This window comes from Kineothrix sp. MB12-C1 (assembly GCF_030863805.1).
GTDB lineage: Bacteria > Bacillota > Clostridia > Lachnospirales > Lachnospiraceae > Kineothrix.
On record NZ_CP132957.1, the window covers coordinates 634,681 to 653,295 of the forward strand.

The 18,615-nt window shown below is 41.7% G+C and carries 16 protein-coding genes; all 16 read right to left on the reverse strand.

All coding sequences use genetic code 11. The features are described 5' to 3' along the window. Positions 1-12: 12 nt before the first annotated feature. Positions 13-1,689, reverse strand: coding sequence for a cache domain-containing sensor histidine kinase (locus RBB56_RS03090; protein ID WP_306720941.1), 1,677 nt, complete (start codon positions 1,687-1,689; stop codon positions 13-15). 62 nt (positions 1,690-1,751) lie between these two features. Then, positions 1,752-2,603: a response regulator transcription factor gene (locus RBB56_RS03095; protein WP_306720942.1), complete on the reverse strand. Its 852-nt coding sequence runs from the start codon at positions 2,601-2,603 to the stop codon at positions 1,752-1,754. Between the two features lie 28 nt (positions 2,604-2,631). Continuing rightward, positions 2,632-3,468, reverse strand: a complete 837-nt coding sequence (locus RBB56_RS03100) for a carbohydrate ABC transporter permease (RefSeq protein ID WP_306720943.1) — start codon at positions 3,466-3,468, stop codon at positions 2,632-2,634. Between the two features lie 15 nt (positions 3,469-3,483). After that, positions 3,484-4,365, reverse strand: a complete 882-nt coding sequence (locus RBB56_RS03105) for a carbohydrate ABC transporter permease (protein WP_306720944.1) — start codon at positions 4,363-4,365, stop codon at positions 3,484-3,486. A gap of 81 nt (positions 4,366-4,446) precedes the next feature. Beyond that, positions 4,447-5,811, reverse strand: a complete 1,365-nt coding sequence (locus RBB56_RS03110; protein ID WP_306720945.1) for an ABC transporter substrate-binding protein — start codon at positions 5,809-5,811, stop codon at positions 4,447-4,449. Between the two features lie 204 nt (positions 5,812-6,015). After that, positions 6,016-7,323 carry a hypothetical protein gene (locus RBB56_RS03115; RefSeq protein ID WP_306720946.1) on the reverse strand — a complete coding sequence of 436 codons (1,308 nt, stop codon included), beginning with the start codon at positions 7,321-7,323 and terminating at the stop codon, positions 6,016-6,018. Between the two features lie 123 nt (positions 7,324-7,446). Beyond that, positions 7,447-9,933 (reverse strand): LuxR C-terminal-related transcriptional regulator, encoded by a 2,487-nt coding sequence (locus RBB56_RS03120; RefSeq protein ID WP_306722077.1) that lies wholly within the window; start codon positions 9,931-9,933, stop codon positions 7,447-7,449. Positions 9,934-10,062: 129 nt separating this feature from the next. Further along, positions 10,063-10,770, reverse strand: a complete 708-nt coding sequence (cobI, locus tag RBB56_RS03125) for a precorrin-2 C(20)-methyltransferase (RefSeq protein ID WP_306720947.1) — start codon at positions 10,768-10,770, stop codon at positions 10,063-10,065. Next, positions 10,767-11,540, reverse strand: a complete 774-nt coding sequence (locus RBB56_RS03130) for an ABC transporter ATP-binding protein (protein WP_306720948.1) — start codon at positions 11,538-11,540, stop codon at positions 10,767-10,769. The genes cobI and RBB56_RS03130 overlap by 4 nt, the downstream gene beginning before the upstream one ends. Continuing rightward, a complete protein-coding gene (locus tag RBB56_RS03135; RefSeq protein WP_306720949.1) occupies positions 11,533-12,540 on the reverse strand; it encodes a FecCD family ABC transporter permease in 1,008 nt (335 codons plus the stop codon). Before RBB56_RS03135 ends, RBB56_RS03130 begins: the two co-directional genes overlap by 8 nt. Next, positions 12,527-14,284 (reverse strand): sirohydrochlorin cobaltochelatase, encoded by a 1,758-nt coding sequence (locus RBB56_RS03140; RefSeq protein ID WP_306720950.1) that lies wholly within the window; start codon positions 14,282-14,284, stop codon positions 12,527-12,529. Before RBB56_RS03140 ends, RBB56_RS03135 begins: the two co-directional genes overlap by 14 nt. Next, the gene (locus RBB56_RS03145) at positions 14,281-14,598 is read right to left on the reverse strand and encodes an energy-coupling factor ABC transporter substrate-binding protein (RefSeq protein ID WP_306720951.1); all 318 of its coding nucleotides are present in this window, start codon (positions 14,596-14,598) and stop codon (positions 14,281-14,283) included. The genes RBB56_RS03140 and RBB56_RS03145 overlap by 4 nt, the downstream gene beginning before the upstream one ends. Positions 14,599-14,643: 45 nt before the next feature. Further along, positions 14,644-15,339 carry an energy-coupling factor ABC transporter permease gene (locus RBB56_RS03150; protein WP_442905443.1) on the reverse strand — a complete coding sequence of 232 codons (696 nt, stop codon included), beginning with the start codon at positions 15,337-15,339 and terminating at the stop codon, positions 14,644-14,646. A gap of 96 nt (positions 15,340-15,435) precedes the next feature. Beyond that, positions 15,436-16,275 carry an energy-coupling factor ABC transporter ATP-binding protein gene (locus RBB56_RS03155; RefSeq protein ID WP_306720953.1) on the reverse strand — a complete coding sequence of 280 codons (840 nt, stop codon included), beginning with the start codon at positions 16,273-16,275 and terminating at the stop codon, positions 15,436-15,438. An 8-nt stretch (positions 16,276-16,283) separates the two neighbouring features. After that, complete coding sequence (gene cbiQ, locus RBB56_RS03160) at positions 16,284-17,078, reverse strand: cobalt ECF transporter T component CbiQ (protein ID WP_306720954.1); 795 nt, start codon at positions 17,076-17,078, stop codon at positions 16,284-16,286. Continuing rightward, positions 17,053-18,456, reverse strand: coding sequence for a cobyrinate a,c-diamide synthase (locus RBB56_RS03165; RefSeq protein ID WP_306720955.1), 1,404 nt, complete (start codon positions 18,454-18,456; stop codon positions 17,053-17,055). Before RBB56_RS03165 ends, cbiQ begins: the two co-directional genes overlap by 26 nt. Positions 18,457-18,615 lie beyond the last annotated feature (159 nt).

Here is an 18,615-nt window from a genome sequence, read left to right on the forward strand (position 1 = left end):
CCATCTATATTTTTATGTTTGCTTTTCTTGTTTTAATTTGTCAATCGGAATCGAAAAACAAATTCTCGACCCCTCTCCAACCTCGCTTGCGATTCTAAGGGTTCCTTCTTCACCGTAGTAGATTTTCAGTCTGCGGTAAACATTTTTCAAGCCGATGCAACGCTTCGAATTCTCCTGTTCACACGCCAGGTAAATCCCTTTTATTTGTTCCTGATTCATTCCGATGCCATCATCGACTATACGGAAATAGAGTTCCTCCTGATGGATGAAAATCTGAACCAGCAGCGTACCTTTTCCAAGCTTAGGTTCTAACCCATGGATAATTGAATTTTCCACCAGTGGCTGCAAAATAAAATTAGGGATCAAATAATTTCTTACCCTTCTGTCAATCTCATATCCGACTGATATCTTATCACCAAAACGGTATTCCTGAATAAAGACATAATTTCTGACACTCTTTAATTCTTCACCGATCGTAATCATACTCTCCTGCTTTAAATTAGACCTTAACAAGTCTCCGAGAGCCATCGCAACCTCTGCGATATCCTGGTTATGCTGCATCCTCGCCATCCAGCTGATAGTATCTAAGGTATTATATAGAAAATGCGGGTTTATTTGCATTTTGAGAAATTCTATCTCTGCCTCCTTTTGGGAAATCTCCATTTTATACGCTTTCTCAATCAGGTTTTCAATGTTGGCCGCCATATGATTATAAGTTTTTCCAAGCTGCCCGATTTCATCATCGGCCACAATCGGCACTCTGGAAGAAAAATCGCCCTGTCCAACCCGGTTCATACTCTCTTTTAGCCTTTCCAGCGGTTCGATCGATCTTGTAACCAGACCGACCATCGCCCAGGCCGCCAGGATTGCCGCCCCTAATACAATTGCAATAACCATGATTAAGAAAGTGACCATATCCTTTTCGACCTCGTTTAACGGAACCGTTACGATCAGCCTCCATCCATTACTCATCGGTCCGCTGGCATATAAATAGGAATTGCTGCCGTTAATCTTTTCAATGCTCCGCCCCTGCTCCGAAATTGACTCTGAAGGCACCGGGAAAATTTCACCCAGTATTTCTTTCCGATTGCTGGAAATTACGATATGATCCTTATCTATCACATAGGCCCCACTGGCATAGGTTCCTGATATATCCTTTATGATATCGCCGAAATAAGACTCTTTCATAATGATATTGATATATCCAATCGGCTTTTGTGTTTTCATACTGATGATCGCTCTGGCAATACAGATATTATTTTCACCGTCCTCTGTTACGCCCCAGAGGGTCGATCCTTTGGCCAAAAAGATTTCTTCCTTAGTAAACTTATCTTTTTCACCGCCGTAAAGGACCGCTTCAATGATAAACTCTTCGCCGGAAAGGGAACCGATGCTCATTGAAACACTATCGTTGTTATAAAGTGCCTGAGTTCCCAGCTCATTTAAAATCTGCTTTCGTATATTTATCAATTCATAATCCGTAAGGGTGTTTTCATTGACTGTCACTAAAAGGTTCTGAATCACTGTATTTTTTAATAGTTCAAATGTGATATTTTCAACCTTTTGTATATTTTCCTTCATATTGGTGGTAGTTTGTCTTGTGATATCTTGAATAAACTGGCCGGACTTTATATTATAGATTCTCTTGAAAATCAGTGCTGAAGCAGCTACAGCCAGAGCACTGAGCATCACCAGGATGACAATAAAATTTATAATTAACTTCTTCTTTAAGGTTGGTATGTGCTTCAGGATCAATCGCCTCCCTTGGTATGATGCTTTACCGTAATCGCATCCAGTATATCCACAATCGTCTCATATCGTTTGCCCGAGCCATTCTTTCTGTAGTCTCTCGGCGTACATTCGAATATCCGTTTAAACACCTGGCTGAAATACCGCTGGTCCCGAAATCCGGTTTTCTCACAGATACTTTGAATCCGTTCTTTTCCCTCTTCCAACATCGAGGCGGCATGCATCAGTCTGATGCCGGTCAATATATCGATAAACGAGTAGCCGGTCTCCTTCTTTATGAACCGAGATAGATAGATTGGAGAGAAATGATATTCCTCCGCCAGGTCGCTAAGCGTTAAGTCCGTATTCGACCTTTTTGCTATGACGGTCAGGATATCCGTCATCTGTATTCCCACATCCAAAAAGCTATGTAGAATTTTTTCCGTGATATCATACGCTGCAATCTGATCCTGATATTGTCTGAGCATTTGGTTCTTGTATTTTTTCTGTTTGATCGTTTCAACGGCACGTCTTACCGCAGTGAGCAGTTCCTCCGGATGGACAGGCTTTAGAAGATATTCATAGACCTGATTGCGGATGGCTTCCTTCGCATATTCAAAATCATTAAAACCGGTCAATAAAATGATAACTGTATCCTTAGTTGTCTCATATAAATAGCGGGAAAGTTCAAGACCGTCTAATCCGGGCATTCGGATATCACTGATTACGATATCAATATCTTCATTCGCCAGCAATTCCTTCGCTTCAATCCCATTGACTGCACTGTAAATCTCTGTTATCCCTACTTCATTCCAATCCAGCGACATGAGCCCATGCCGGATTACCGCTTCATCATCTGCTATCAATAATTTCACAAGCCACCTCCTGTAGCCTAACCTATAACTAACCCTTTACTGCACCTGCCACCATACCTTCCATAATGTTCTTATGCAGTAAAATATATACGATCACACTCGGAATAATTGTCAGTAGGACCGCTGCAATCATCGATACATAATCAGTCGAGTACATTCCCTTAAAAGAATTCAGCCCGACCGGCAAGGTCATCTTTGCAGCATCGGTCAGAAAAATCTGCGGCATCAACAAGTCATTCCAGACGCCGATGAACACCACCACCGCCACCGTTACGACCGACGACTTCGTAATCGGCATAATAATCTTAAAGAAGATTCGGTAAATGCTGCAGCCGTCCACTACCGCTGCTTCCTCAATATCCCGGGGAATCGTCTGAAAGAATCCGGTCAGTATAAATACCGCCATCGGAAAACCAAACGCAATGTGTGGAATGATCACAGAAGCATGGGTGTTCAGAATCCCAAACCGATTAAAAATTGTAAACAGCGGAATAATCGTCGCATATACCGGGATCATCATTCCCAGTAAAAATATATTCAGCATCAGTTTTGAACCTTTCCAATACATTCTGGAAATCGCATAGGATACCATGCTGCTGAGCAGTACTGTAGCTGCAACTGCCACGACGGCTATGATAACTGAGTTGACAAAATAGATTCCGATATTCCCTTCAGTAACTGCGACAATATAATTTTTCAAGCTAAAGTTTACCGGCATTCCCCATGGATTTGCGAACAATTCTTCGTTCGTTTTAAAGGAATTGATCAAAAGCCAGATGATCGGATAAATGCAGGTTGCTGCAAAGATGATTAATACAATATATTTAAATACCAGTCCTATCTTTTCTTTCATGGACATCTCCATTTTCTCTTCCCTCCTCTAAAATTCAATCGGCTCTGACTTAAAGACATGGTTTGATATCCATACCGCACAGATACACAACAACAGCAATATCACACCGATCGCTGCAGAATATCCGTATTTAAGTGTCCTGAATCCCTGATAGTACATATAGGTCGACATTAACTCCGTACTGTGATTCGGCCCGCCTCCGGTCATAACTGCAATCAAATCATAGTATTTAAGAGATCCGGTAATGATTAGCACGGCATCGACTTTAAGAATATTTTTAATTAGAGGGAAAGTAATGGAGCGAAACTGCACCCATTTGCTTGCGCCATCAATTTTCGCCGCCTCATAGAGAGATTCGGGAATATTTTTCATGGCCGCAAGCTGAATAACCATATGATAGCCCACAAATTGCCACATAACAACTACAATTACACAAATCAGTGCAACTTTCTTATTGGATAACCATGCCTGCTGTAAATTTACAAGCCCCAGCATTTCCAGCATCTTATTAAGCAGACCAAACTCCGAATTATAAACAAAGGTCCAGATCATTCCGACTGCAACACCACAAATAACACTCGGTAAAAAGAATACTGTCTGGAAGAAATGGCTGCCTTTAATCTTCTGGAACAACAGATTTCCAAAGAATAGTGCAAGTGGCAGGTGGGCGATCAGTGAACCCATCACCATTAAAATATTATTGCGCAGAGCCTTTAAAAAGGTTCCATCCTTAAATAAATTTACATAATTTTGTATTCCCACGAATTTACCCGGGCTCATCATATCAGTTTGAAACAGACTGATATAGAAGTTATAAACGATCGGAACCAGGCAAAAAATAAAATAAATACAAAATGCGGGAAGTACAAATACAGCAATGCTCTTTTTATTTCCAAACACTTTATTCATATTTTAATCCTTCTTTCCAAAATAAAAATGATCCTGATATGAATACTCCCCGGCCCTAAGCCGGGGACATTCATTACATAATCATCGTGTTGCATTACTTTCAGCAAAACTTTGCAAATCGTCAAAAGCTTTCTGCACATCATCACCACCGAATACCGCCAAACACTGGTTATTGAATTCGACACCTTCACCGGCACCGAATACACGATCCCACCACGGTGTCATACCTTTGGCTTCTTTGGATATCTCTATTACGTCAATAACCAATGGTTTTAACTTACTTTCATCAATATCCATCTTGATGGCAGGAAGGCGCCCCTGATTATAAACCAGTTTTTCCTGAGCTGCCTGAGATGTGTAGTATTTCAGGAAAGCAACAGCAGCTTCTTTATTTTCACAGCTCTCCGCTATCGCATAACTGCTGTCAACTGATCCTACAATAATACCGTTATTCTCCGGATTTTTAGCCGGCATGCTGAACACGCCTATATCTTCTGAAACAGGTGTTGTTTCTTCGTTGATAAAAGTGGAAACTTCCCACGCACCCATGTAATACATTGCCGCTTTCCCCTGCTGGAATAATGCTTTTGCTTCATCCTCGCTCATGCCAAGCATACCATTCTGAAAATAACCCTTTTCAATCATCGCCTGAATTTCTTCTCCGGCCTCAATATGTGCAGGGTCATTCCACTTCTTTTCTCCACTTATAATCCCATTATATAAATCCATTCCGCCAATTCCATCCGATATCTGCTGTACAAATTCAGAAGGAACCCATGCTGTCGTTGCCGCTAATGTCATCGGTACGACGCCGTTATTCTTCAGCGTCTCACAGACATTCAAGAATTCTTCATAAGTTGCCGGAACTTCTACACCGTTATCCGCAAATATCTGCTTGTTATAATACATCATTGCAAAAGTAGTCTGTGTCGGCACTGCATAAACTTTTCCGTCATATGTAAGTGGTTCCAGCGCTCCTTCAACAAATCTTTCTTTCCATTCACTGTCATTGTTCAGCTCTTCTGTCAGGTCATATACCTTTCCACCCTCAACAAACGGTCTTAAATAATCCAGCTCCCAAGTAAAAAACATATCCGGCACGGAATTCGATGCCATCAGTGTAGTCAGCTTCGTTTTAAACTGTTCTCTTTCATAAAACTCAAACTGTATCTTCACGCCGAACTCATTATTTGCTGAGAAGTCATCCGCAATTTCCTGATAAGTCTCTCTGTAGGTATCTGACGCAGTTCCCGGACACATCACAGTCATCACAGTTTCACTGCCATCCCCCTGGCTCTTATCTGCTGCATTTTCTACCTTAGCACTGGTGCTGCTTCCTTCCGAAGCATCCGCACTTTGTTGGCTTTGTGTATTACCACAACCCATTAATAAACTTCCGGCAATGACACCTGTCATTAACATGCTGATTACTTTTTTCTTTCTCATCCTTTCTTCCTCCCTACCTTTTGATAGACAAATTATAACGAAAATTTTCCTCTTTCATAAGTGGGTTTGATAACCAAAAATGTTGAATTTTTTGCACAAGCTATTCGTAGAGTGATTTTGCGTTATCCGGTATATTTCATATACATGCATGCGAAGGGGCTGCCATACTCTTAGCATGGCAGCCCGCTCTATAATTTCTATATCTTACCAATCTCCATAATCATCATAGGAGTCATAGCTATAATCATCATAAGAATCGTAACTGTAATCATCGTAGGAATAATCATAGTCATCATAATAATCGCCCGGATCGCTGTAGTAATCATAATCATCGTAATAATCGCCCGGATCGCTGTAAGGATCATAATCATCGTAATAATCGCCGGGATCACTGTAGGGGTCATAATCGTCGTAATAATCACCGGGGTCGCTGTAAGGATCATAATCATAATAATTATCATAATAATAATCATAATAATCACCTGGATCGCTGTAAGGATCATAGTCATAATAATAATCGTAATAATCACCGGGGTCACTATACGGATCATAATCATAATAGTAATCATAACCATTATAATAAGATTCTGCATACCAATCGCTGTACTCATCATAGAAGCCCCAATATCCGCTATCATCCCAGTCCCAGCTCCACCATGCTCCATCTAGATAGTAATCCCAGTCAGGCTCATAGAACATCGAAGGATACACGCTATAATCAAAATCAGAATACCAACCATAATAGTAATAAGGAGGGTATATCCACTCAGTAACCGGTTGATACGTTTTCTTAGTTGCTTTTGCAGGTTTTGCCTCCGGATATTTCGTCTGATAAGTTGCTTCTTTGGTAGATACATCAACCGTTACCGGTTTCAGGACATTCATTGATGAAAAAACATTCAGAATAAGTTCGGCATCTTCATCTGTACATCCTGCCTCAAAACCCACGCTTACCATATATAAAGAAGAATTGATAATAGAAGTTGCAAAGATTCCATATCCCCCGGTTTCAGCCCCTTGCACTTCACCCGTCTCCTGTGTCGCCGCAGTATCTATGACTTCAGCGGACGCTTCTTCCTCCGGCGCAAAAAATGTACAATGGTTCGCACGTGCACCAAACAGAATACCTTCCTTGACTTCCCCTGGATACACTCCACTCGCTATCAAAACTTGAGGAATAAGCTCTGCCGCCATACCCAGGTTCTGAATGCCGGGCATAAAGGAAACACTTACAGATGCCAAACCATCGGGCGTCGATATTACAATAGTATCCCCGGTATCCTCAATAACGCAGGAATCATTTACGAGCATTTCCATCATTAAACTTTGACTTTGATAAAGTTCACTTACCTGTGTAGAAGAAATGTCAGCCCCAGTCTTCTCTGACATCGATTCTTCTATTACCACTGCCTCCATATCTGTTGTTTCTGACTTACTTTCACCGCATCCTGAAAAAAGTAAAAATATTCCCAGTACCGAAATTAGTAGCGCCGTTACTCTTTTATTTTTCACAATTCTCTCCTCCTCTTTCCTATAGAAAAAAAATCTATCATATCATAATGATACGGTAGATTTTTAAAATAGAAGCCCCCCATTTTGGGGGGTTTTATTTCCATCATCTTCCTACTATAGGGATTAAAATTCTAAACGGGATAGTTCGGCTTTGGAATGCACTTCTAATTTACTATATATTTTCTTAAGCGCACTTCTTACAGTGGATTCCGTAATGAAAAGCGCTTCTGCTATTTCTCCGGCACTTAGACGCTCTTTAGCGAGCAAGGCAATATCCCTCTCCCTCGGTGTCAAGGGTGATCTTGACAAAAGCAGCTTTTTTCTAATCACTCGCATTCCATTTTCCTGACGATTTGCAAGTTTTACAATTTGTTCCAGTCCTTCCTTATCAGTGACAATCGCCTTAACTAACTCTAAAAGAGGACGAAGTTCCTTTCCATGTTCGGCAAAAGGTAAATACACTTTATCGGGCAAAGCGATAGAAAGTGCTTTGCTAAGATTCTCCTGCGCTTTATTCGTTTGTCCCTGTGCATAATTTGCTATTGCCAGATAAATTAAATGATAGATTTGCGGCAGTAAATAGTTCATTTGAGATGCCATTCCCATCATAGGCTCCGTAAGACCATATAATTCGTTGTATCTTTTCTCCAACAAAAGTAACTTGCCATAAAGCATATTTCCTTGAGGAAGGGCGAGCACATAAAGAACTTTCTTCATCTTCTCCAAATCATACATCCAATCCGGCAATGTTTTTGTATCACCTAACGTAAGGGTAAGCTGAGCCAGACAAAGTTCAGCCATACGAAAGAGAAAACGTTCGGATCTGTTAATGGTATGCTTCCTTATATTTTCTACTGCTGCCTGATAAGCTTCTATATCGCCGCGAAGCATAAAAATACGGCATAACATAAATTCCGAGCAAAGACAAAGAGCTCTTTGCCTCTGTTCTCTTCCCAAGTAAACAGCCTTATGATAAAGGGCCTCAGCCTCCATATCATTCCCCCTAAACAGCATAGTCTCTGCACGCATCACAACATCCGCACTCGTGCCATGCCCTCTTGCCAGTTTCGAATAATATGGCATACATTCATCCATGTAACCAAGCTCTTTTTCCAGTTCTCCCTGTTTACTCCAATACATTGACAAGACCGATATATTCATAAAGGTCCATGGGGTCGTCGGAAGCAGAAACTTACTGGAGCCGTCTAAATATTTCATCGCTTCCTTATGCCCTTCACTCATTTTTTGAATGTCATTGTATTCATTGAAGGATGTAAGCAAAGCGAACTCTCCTTTGATCCGGTATAACTCTTTTTCACTAATGTCTGACGGATTTTCAATCATAGAGACAATGAGTCTTGCTAATTTAGCAAATGGTCCTCGCAATCCTCCCATAAATAAATGGAAAGCGAAACCAATTACAGATAACGGATATTTGCGCAAGGTATCTTCCGGACATATCTGTACTAAATCTGCTATGAATTCCAGAATATCTTTTTCTTTTTGATTATTGATATACTCCGCGTCCAATGGGAGGGATAAGATAGCATCAAAATCCGAAATTTTATAATAGAACTGAGCCGCCGGATAATACTGCCCCATCATGACACATGCTTCTCCTGCCCTCTTTAGCATTCGCTTCTGAAATTCCCCTGATGTCTGATTATAGAAACGATTTCTTAAATAATCTTGCAAAATACTATGCATGTAGTATAAATCTGTTTCAGGAAAATAGCGTATGAAGCTGTTGCTTTCAAGCAACTGTATAATATACTCCGGTATCGATTCCTTTTCGATCATAATTTTTATTTGTTTCAACGTAAAACAATCCAAAATGGAGATCGATAGAAAAAACGCCCGTTCTTCTTCTGAAAGCTTATTCCAAACAGCCATCTTTATGAGTTGTTCGATATCTTTTGTATGTTCGAAAATTCCTCTTTCCTGATAATTCATCATTTGCAGGCGAATGGCGGCAACCCAGCCTTCCGTACTACTATGTATGCTTTCCAGTTCACGTTCGGAAAGAGCAAGGCCTGATATACGAAAATAGTTTCCTATGCTCTCTCTGTCAAACATAAGATCCGCATCATTTATTTCATAGATGTTTCCATAATGAACGGTAGCTTCTTGTAAGATATGCAGTGGCTGTGTAATAAAAATAATATGAAGCATATCATTTCCATGGACGGAGAACGCATTAATGATCTGTCGTTGAATCTCACTGGCAAATAACTGGTAATTATCAATAATGAAAAAGGTTTTCTCGTTGCAGTGTAACTTTCTTAGAAGAAGGATTAAATCTGCCAGTGTATCAGGGGTTGGAAGCTCCAGCTCCTTCAGCTCTTTCGCAACTTCACCATCTATTTGTGCAAACAAATTACAAATACCATCCCATGCCTTTATCGGTGACTCGCCCATACAAGTATACCAAAACATCTGTGATAAATTATCTGTGTATTTTTTCAGTTGTTCTCTTACGACTGTCGTTTTTCCAAAGCCTGATGGTGCTTCTATAAGAGTCAATGGATGTTTATGTATTTCGCTTATCCGCCCCTTAAGCCGTTTCGGAAAATAATATAAATCATTAATATCTTTTTTCCCTTTTTGCACCTGCAACCATTCCCTCCCAAATCAATGACTGTTCGTATCCGCTCAGTAGCCTCGCAGTTACGGTTATTCCAATTTTTACCAAATAGGGTTATTATTATCATATTATAAATTATATATGATTACAATCATTTAATCATTTCGATCCGGCTGTTCCTTTACGATCACAATCGTTAGATATCCACTGCTTTCATCCAGATTTTCCATCCCTTCCGCTATTCTTTCCTCTTCCATTCCACAATTGGAAACAGCATACACTTGCAGGCTATCTTTTTGGGATTCCTTCAACATTTTCTTTAATTCTGCCAGCCTTTTCCCGGACTTCATATAGACCTTAGTTCCCTCTAGCGAAAGTGTCTTCCTAATATCATAAGAGGCAGGTATTATATGAATCTCTTCTTTATTATCTCCAAGAGAAATACCGAGTGACGCGGCAGCAGCACAGAAAGAAGGGACTCCGCTCACCATATGAGCAGCACCCCCTCTTTCCTTCACTTTGGAATGGATGTAGCTATAAGTAGAATAAACAGCAGGGTCACCAATTGTCAAAAATGCCACTGTCTTCCCCTGCTCCAATAAGGCTGCAATATCTTCATATATTCGATTATGGGAAGTTTCAAGTACCTTCTTATCTTTTGTCATAGCAAAAGGCATACATATGACTTCTTTTTCGTTAATTTCAGGATATGCTCCCTGCGCAATCAGATAGGAGTGACACTTATCCTTCGGAGCGGACGGCAGAATAATAACATCGCTTTGTCTCATATATTTCAATGCTTTTAATGTAATCAACTCCGGATCCCCCGGTCCTACTCCGATTCCATATAAAATACCTTTCATTTTCTCTGGCTCCTCTCAAAATAAAAATGCTTTTCCCCTTGTTCATCTACGAGCATTCCCGACTCTATACCAAATACCCGGTCAATCATACCGCTTTCATATACGTGCAAAGGAGTATCCGCGCATCCTATACTTCCTGCTTCCATCACTACCATATAATCAGCAATCTTCATCGCATAATTAAGGTCATGAAGAACCGTAATTACCGTCTTTCCCTCTTCTTTCAGCCGTACCATGGTATCCAAAAGCTCCAATTGGCAACTTATATCCAAATATGTGGAAGGTTCATCGAAAAGAAAGACTTCCATCTCCCCGGCCAGAGCCATGGCAATAAACACCTTCTGCCGCTGTCCGCCGGATAACTCATCAATTTTCTTATCACGAAGCGCAAGAATGCCCATTTGTTCCATGGCCTGAAAACAGCATTTGTAATCTTTTTCGCGATATCTTCGAGGATAGGACAGATAAGGAAACCGCCCGTGTAAGACCATGCGTTCCACCGTAATAGCTCCACCGCCATGGCTTTGAGGCAAATAGGAAACATATCCTGCAAATTCTTTATCGCTAAACTCACCTTTCTTCTTATTATTCAGAAGTACAGTGCCCTTATGTATTTCGCATAGTCCTACGATCGCCTTAAGAAGTGTACTTTTTCCGCTTCCGTTGGGCCCGGTCAGAACTGTAATTTTCCCTCGCTCAAAGGTGAGATCAATCTCTTTTATCACCGGATTCTTCTGATATCCTGCCGTCACTTGTTCTAATCTAAGCATTTCTTTTCCCCCTTTTCTTTCTGACGAGCAGCCACAAGAAGAAGGGGGCACCGATAAATGACAGCACAATGCCTGTAGGAAGCTCATAGGGGGCGAACATCGTTCTTCCTATCGTATCGCAGACTAATAAGAACAAAGAACCTAAAATTGCCGAGGTAAGAATGTAGTACTTACTCTCTTCTCCAACGAGCAGCCTGACTATATGGGGAACAATTAAGCCCACGAATCCAAGCAGTCCGGCAAAACTTACAGAAGCTCCTGCGAGCACAGCCGCCAGGGCCAGGAAGAAAAAGCGATAAAAAGGAACAGAGAGCCCTAATGTCTTCGCTTTATCCTCTCCAAGAGAAAATACCTCCAGCTCATTATGAAATAAAAAAACAATAACTGTCGCTGCTGCCACCGCAATACTTGCGAAAGTAAGTACCCGGCTATCGATTCCTGCTAATCCTCCAATTTTAAAAGCGGAACTCGCAATGAGAGAACTTTCACTAAAAGTATAGACCGTATCGGAAGCTGCATTTAACAGACTGTTGATCGCAACTCCGGCCAATACGAGAGTGATTTTGGAAGCACCGGTTTTCTTACCGAGATAATAAACGAGTAAGACAGTAAAAAAGGCGCCAAGAAAAGCTGCGAACGGTAAAACAGCATACGATCTCGGTAATAAAACACTGCAAATCGCTACTGAGAAACCTGCACCTGCATTGACCCCGATAATATTCGGGCCTGCCAGCGGATTATTCAAAATCACCTGTATCACAGCCCCCGCAACGGCAAGTCCCATTCCCGCAACGACTGCTCCGATTACCCTCGGCATACGAACATAGAGAAGAATCCTTCCATTCTTCGTCATCTCCTCCGAAGCAAACAATTCCATAAAGTCTCTCGGTGAAAGCTTAGCTGCACCGCTTAGCAACCCTACAGCAATCATAAGTAACAATAAACAGGCAAATAATATAATTCTTCTTTGTACTTTTAACTGTTCTCTACTCTTCTCCATACAAGTAACCCGCTAATATCCGGTAGCTCTCTCCCCAACGTTCATTCGGTTTATTATGAAACAGTTCCTTGGGCAGCACATAATAATGTCCCCCTTGGACTGCCTTTAATCCATTCCATGCAGGATTTGTCGTAAGAAGTTCTTCCACCATATTCATAGCAGCCTCTTCCGATTCTCCCATCGTCGTGACAAAAATATAATCGGGATCCGCATGGATAATGGCTTCCATACTCAAATCTTCCAATAACCCATCCTCATGATCCGCGATATTGATGCAATCCAATTTCTCAAACATTTGTCCCGTCATGCTATCGCTTCCCTTCGCCTTTACTCCTGTAGAATAAGCCCTGAGAAACAAGACCGAAGGCCGGCTTCCATCCGCTCTTTCCATTTGATATTCTATTTCCAGACGGATCATTTCTACATTCTTCTCATATAAGTCCTTCCTGCCTGTAATATCCGTCATAACTTTCATCATATCGGCATAATCATTGAAGCTTTCTACCTCAAAGTATGCTGTCGTTATTCCTGCCGCCTCCAACGTATCACAAAGTCTTACATGTTCTTCAATTGCAGAGGATAAAATGAGGAAATCAACACCTTCTTCTATCATCGTTTCTATACTCGGACTCTTTAAGCTTCCGAGCATTTTGGTTTCCTCCATTAATGTAACCGTTTCCTTTGCATCTTCCGTAGTTGCGAAAAGCTTGCCGCCGGCTAACAGCCATGCATCCGCATAGCTTCCCGATAATACTGCCACCCTCTCCGGCAATTCTACTGTGACCTCTCTGTCGCGGGAATCTGTAAAGTGCACTTGTCTTTCAACAAACTCAGTCTGCTCCTCCGCAATCGCTTCCGTATTCACTTGTAATACTTTCTCTGTTTGTACTTGTTCTGCTTTCCCAAGACCGCATCCGCTAAGCAGGAAGATACAAAGGGACAATGTGAGCAAACGACTGGCTCCCTGTAAATATTTAAGATAGATCTCCCGAATCCCCTTGTACTCTCCCAGCCCTTTCAGCAAGCATTTTACATTATAACCCTCTGCCCTTAGCTTCGTTAAAAAGGACACTTCTTCTCCGGACATATCATTCACTGCATGATCCCCTGCTACAAGCATAAGCGGTGCAATCAGAACTGATATTTCCATTCTTTTACTCTTTTCCTGGACGGAAGCATTCATCTTCTTGATTACATCTTCTATCGATGTGGCCCCCTCCACTGTTGCAATATAGATTTCTCTTCCTGCATATTCCCGAAGGGCTTCTTCAAATTTCTTATAAGCGATGTCCGCTTCATGATAAGAACCATGTCCCATCAGAACCACGACCCCCTCCGGAGCATCCTCCTTTATCTCATCCCAAAATGCCTTTGCTGTCAGAGAATAATCCTCTTCCCTTTCCAATAGCGCACAGGCAACCTTTATTTCATCGAAAAAGGCTTCCGATTTCTTAGCCATCTGTTTCATCTTGTTGTTTTCCACCCCATCGATAATATGAGTGGGTAATACCGTTAAATGAGTGATTCCTTTTATTTTCATTTCTTCCAAGGCTTCTTCGATTCCCGGAATCTCAATACCGTCCCTTTTCTTAAGAATCGCTCTTACCATTTTACTGGAATAAGCCTGGCATACTTCACAGTCCGGGTTTTGATCCCGGACTGCTTCCGCAATTTTCTCAATATTTTTTTCGCGTGTTTCATGATATGTCGTTCCAAAGCTGACAATTAAAATTCCCTTTTTCATGCATTTTCTCCGTTGTCTGTCCATTTTTTGCGTTCTACGAAGCGACCCATGCAATAAGCCATAATACCTACACCAATGCCTGTTTGCAGACAGAAGAACAAGCTTTCCACCTCACCGGGAAGCTCTCCGTCTATCATTGTTTCTAACACAGGTGCGAACCAGGGTTCATAGCTTCCGGTAATTTCCTCCACCATAACGCTCCCGGCATCATCCGATCCCCCGAACTCCGCTCCTTTTAATGCGAAAAGCGGAACAAGAGCCATAAGCACTACTATAACAATTAATACAATAACCAAATGTTTTGTTTTCTTCATATGAATAACCATCCTTTCTCGTAATCTGCAAACTTTATTTTCACACTATTTTGCTTTCTTCATGAATCCAATCTTCTTCAGTTCGGGTTTCGCGTAGGTCTCTAACGCAATGATAACTAAAAGGGTCAAAATACCTTCCATAATTGCAAGCGGAAGCTGGGTCGGTGCGAAAACGCTCAAGAACTTAACGATAGAGGCTCCTACACCACCTTCTACGGAAGGATATGCCATCGCAAGCTGTATGCTCGTCACACAATATGTAAAAATATCACCGATAAATGCCGCTAAAAATACAGATACCCATTTATTTACCTTAAGCTTTTTACAAAGCAGATAGATACCATAACTTAAGAACGGGCCGGCGATTGCCATGGAGAAGGTATTGGCTCCCAATGTGGTAAGCCCGCCGTGTGCTAAAAGGAGTGCCTGGAACAGCAGCACAATAATACCGAGAATGCCTACTGCCGTAGGTCCGAATAAAATCGCACCCAAGCCTGTTCCCGTCATATGAGAGCAACTTCCTGTCACCGACGGAATCTTCAGGGATGAAATCACAAAAATGAAGGCTCCTGCCATAGCCAGTAAAGTTATATTTCTTCTGTCTGCCTTAAGCTTCTTTTGAATGGATAAGAATCCGGCAACAAGGAACGGAATGCATAAGATTCCCCACGCAATGCTATATGATGGCGGTAAATAGCCCTCCATAATGTGCATAGCATTTGAATGGAACGTAACGCTCATAAGTGCGGATACGATGGTCAAAGCTGCAATTACTTTTCTTTGTTTTGTTGTCATTGTTTTCTCCTCTTCTCTCTATTTATAAAATTTTATAACTCTTTATAGAAGTGACTCTATTTCAGCAAGTGTTCGCGGATACCTACTCCCCCCTTCCTGTAATAATCCCTTTTTTTTCAATATGCCATATACTTGCATTATCATAGGTTTCTTTAAATTTGCTTTTTCGAGCACTTCTTCTATTTGAAAGACTTCCTCCGGTTTCCCGTCGGCAATCACCTTTCCTTTCCAAAAGACCAAAATTCGGTCCGCAAAGCGATAAGCGAAATCCACATCATGAGTGGACAGCATTACCGTCTTACCTTCCCCTTCCAAGTCTCCCAACACCTTTTCCAGTGCCTCCGCATTGACCGGATCGAGGGACGCTGTGGGTTCATCGAATATAACAAGGGGATAATTCATGGCAAGGATATCTGCTATACTCACCCTTTTCTTTTCCCCTTCGCTTAAATAATGGGGTGGACGTTCCACATATTCCTCAAGATCCATCCTCTTTATCGCTCCCACTGTCCACTTTTCTACTTCTTTTCTCGGAAGTTTTTTATTCAGCGGACCAAAGGCTACCTCTGCCTTTACCGTAGAGCCAATGATTTGACTGTCCGCATCTTGGAAAACGATGCCCACATTTCTTGTCAGTTCCTTTCTATTCTTCTTTCCTATTTTTTCTCCATAAAGAAACAGTTCTCCCGCATCCGGCTTTCGTACCCCGTTAAGGTTTAAGAAAAAAGTGGATTTTCCCGCACCGTTAGCTCCCAGAACTGCTATTTTTTCCCTTTCATAAATAATTACCGATACTCCTTGAAGTGCAGGATTATCTTCTTCATAGGAAAAAGTCAACTCTTTTGCCTCTATTATTTTTCTACTCATTGTCCTCTCGCTCATCCTCCTTTTCATCCGCAAATCACAAGCAAAGCCACTCCCACATAGGCGGCTCCCCAAAGTGCCTGAGTCACCGTGAACTTTCTTCTTTCCTCCCAAAACAGGCAGTTGCCCTCATAACCTCTGGATTCCAGAGCATCATAATATTCTCCGGACTTCTTCATCGAAAGAATGAGTAGATTCGCCATCTCACTGCCGAAGGTTCGAAGAGATGTCCTATAGTCACAGTAACCCAAACGCGACTTAGCAGCCTCATTCTGCCGTACATTGATTTCAAATAGCAGGAAAATATACCGGTAAATCAAATGCATCAACTCCAATAAAATAGAAGGAATACGAGCTCTGCGAAATACCGAAATTATTTCCCCCATCGGTGTAGATAGCGCAAGCATGTAAAGAGCACTCACTCCAGCAAAAGCCTTGCAGATCAGATGCCCCGTCTGCCATATACTTTCTTTTGTCACATAGATATTTCCTATCGGAAGATGCAGCAAAAACAAGCTATCCGCCCCTTCTCCTATCTGTACGAGAACAGCAATTGCACCTGTTAGAATAAAAGCAGTGGGCACGAGCAGGAGCCTTAAATAATTACCAATTCCTATTTTCCCTATAACGATAGACAAGCTTCCCATATACAACACTGTTATCAAAGAAAGGAGTATAGAGTCCGCCGCAATTACTGTAAAAAGCGGAAAAATCGCAAATATTGCTTTATAGGCAGTATTCCACTCCCTTAATCCCGAACGATAAGCATATTGATCGATGGACTTATTTCTTTTCTTATTTCCTTTCTTTTTCCTCTGCATATGCCCTTGCCCTCTCCATAAAATAGTCAGGATAATGAGGATTCGAAGCATAATACAGATGCGGAAATCCCCACCAGTTCCTATCTGAAATATGGACGCAATCCCAATTTCTACACGATATGGGCTTGGTCGCTATGCAATCATTACCATTATCCGTACTGTCATAATAGTGGAATTCATGCCCCTTTATCGTCTCATCTTCTTTCAGGAAGGTACTTTCCCTCTCATTTATTACGATATAACCGAACCGTACCAGCTTTCCTGTATTGCGGCATGCCCCTTGGTGTGCTCCAACCATCGGATGCATTCTCTTATCCTCACCCTCCACCTGCTCATGCAAATACATAAATCCCCCGCATTCCGCAATTGATGGCATCCCCATCTTAAGCTTATATAAAATATCTGCTTTCATTTCCCCATTTTCACTCAGTTCTTTCGCGTACAACTCCGGATAGCCCCCTCCCAGGATCAGCCCTCTAATTCCTTCCGGCAGCCTTTTATCTCTAAGGGGAGAAAAAGGAACGAGTCTGGCACCTGCTTCCTCCAACAAACGTAAATTATCCTCATAGTAAAAGCAAAAAGCTTCATCCATAGCGATTCCAATCGGCACTGCTTCTTCTGTATTACTGCTGTTCTCTCTTCCCCTATCTATCTTCTCTTTTCTCTTATCCTCTTTGTCCGAAAGAACGGCTGCCCCCTCTGCCAAATCCAGAAGCCTTTTTATATCCAATGTATCCTTTAAGACCGATGCTGCCTGTTCCATCCGACTCTGTAAATTCTCTACCTCTTCCGGTAGTTTTAGTCCTAAATGTCTGCTTTCCACTTGTAATTCTTGCTGAAAAGGAAGGTATCCCAATACAGCCACAGATAACTCTTTTTCTATTTCTTCCTTTATCGATTCGTAGAACATCTTCGTGACCTTATTTAGAATCACACCGACAATGAGCTTTTCCGTGTCATATCGAAGGAAACCGGCAATTAGAGGAAGTAAAGACCTTCCCATCCCTCTTCCGTTGATAACCAAAACAATAGGAACTTCGATCGCTTTTGCGAGGTGATAGGAAGAAGCCTCCTCTCTAATACCGCCCAGGCCATCGTAAAGTCCCATAACACCTTCGATCACCGATATCTCCTTGTCCTTCGCCGATTCCATGAACAAAGCTCTCGTTTTCTCCTCTTCGGTAAAAAACATATCCAGATTCTTGGAGGGAACCCCTATAATCTTCTTGTGAAACATCGGATCGATGTAATCGGGGCCGCACTTAAAAGCGGCTACCTTCCTCCCCTCCTCCTTCATAAGTTGGAGAAGCGCACAAGTAAGAAATGTCTTCCCGCTTCCGCTTCCCGGGGCTGCTATCATAATTCTCGGTATATTCATAGAGATGCCTCCTTTTCTGTAAATACGTGGGTAGATAATTGCAAAACAGACAAATTGTAAAAATTTCATACACAATAAAAACAGTATTTTCTAAGAAAGATTGTATAAAAGTTTTCCATGCTCCGGTTATGCTGTGCACTTCACTGAGCCAGAACAGAA

Excerpts from the sequence above, each read along its gene's own strand:
- RBB56_RS03090 (WP_306720941.1), bottom strand. The coding sequence starts at position 1,689 with ATGCTCAGTGCTCTGGCTGTAGCTGCTTCAGCACTGATTTTCAAGAGA.
- RBB56_RS03100 (WP_306720943.1), bottom strand. The coding sequence starts at position 3,468 with ATGGAGATGTCCATGAAAGAAAAGATAGGACTGGTATTTAAATATATT.
- RBB56_RS03105 (WP_306720944.1), bottom strand. The coding sequence starts at position 4,365 with ATGAATAAAGTGTTTGGAAATAAAAAGAGCATTGCTGTATTTGTACTT.
- RBB56_RS03110 (WP_306720945.1), bottom strand. The coding sequence starts at position 5,811 with ATGAGAAAGAAAAAAGTAATCAGCATGTTAATGACAGGTGTCATTGCC.
- cobI (WP_306720947.1), bottom strand. The coding sequence starts at position 10,770 with ATGAAAGGTATTTTATATGGAATCGGAGTAGGACCGGGGGATCCGGAG.
- RBB56_RS03130 (WP_306720948.1), bottom strand. The coding sequence starts at position 11,540 with ATGCTTAGATTAGAACAAGTGACGGCAGGATATCAGAAGAATCCGGTG.
- RBB56_RS03135 (WP_306720949.1), bottom strand. The coding sequence starts at position 12,540 with ATGGAGAAGAGTAGAGAACAGTTAAAAGTACAAAGAAGAATTATATTA.
- RBB56_RS03140 (WP_306720950.1), bottom strand. The coding sequence starts at position 14,284 with ATGAAAAAGGGAATTTTAATTGTCAGCTTTGGAACGACATATCATGAA.
- RBB56_RS03145 (WP_306720951.1), bottom strand. The coding sequence starts at position 14,598 with ATGAAGAAAACAAAACATTTGGTTATTGTATTAATTGTTATAGTAGTG.
- RBB56_RS03150 (WP_442905443.1), bottom strand. The coding sequence starts at position 15,339 with ATGAGCGTTACGTTCCATTCAAATGCTATGCACATTATGGAGGGCTAT.
- RBB56_RS03155 (WP_306720953.1), bottom strand. The coding sequence starts at position 16,275 with ATGAGCGAGAGGACAATGAGTAGAAAAATAATAGAGGCAAAAGAGTTG.
- cbiQ (WP_306720954.1), bottom strand. The coding sequence starts at position 17,078 with ATGCAGAGGAAAAAGAAAGGAAATAAGAAAAGAAATAAGTCCATCGAT.
- RBB56_RS03165 (WP_306720955.1), bottom strand. The coding sequence starts at position 18,456 with ATGAATATACCGAGAATTATGATAGCAGCCCCGGGAAGCGGAAGCGGG.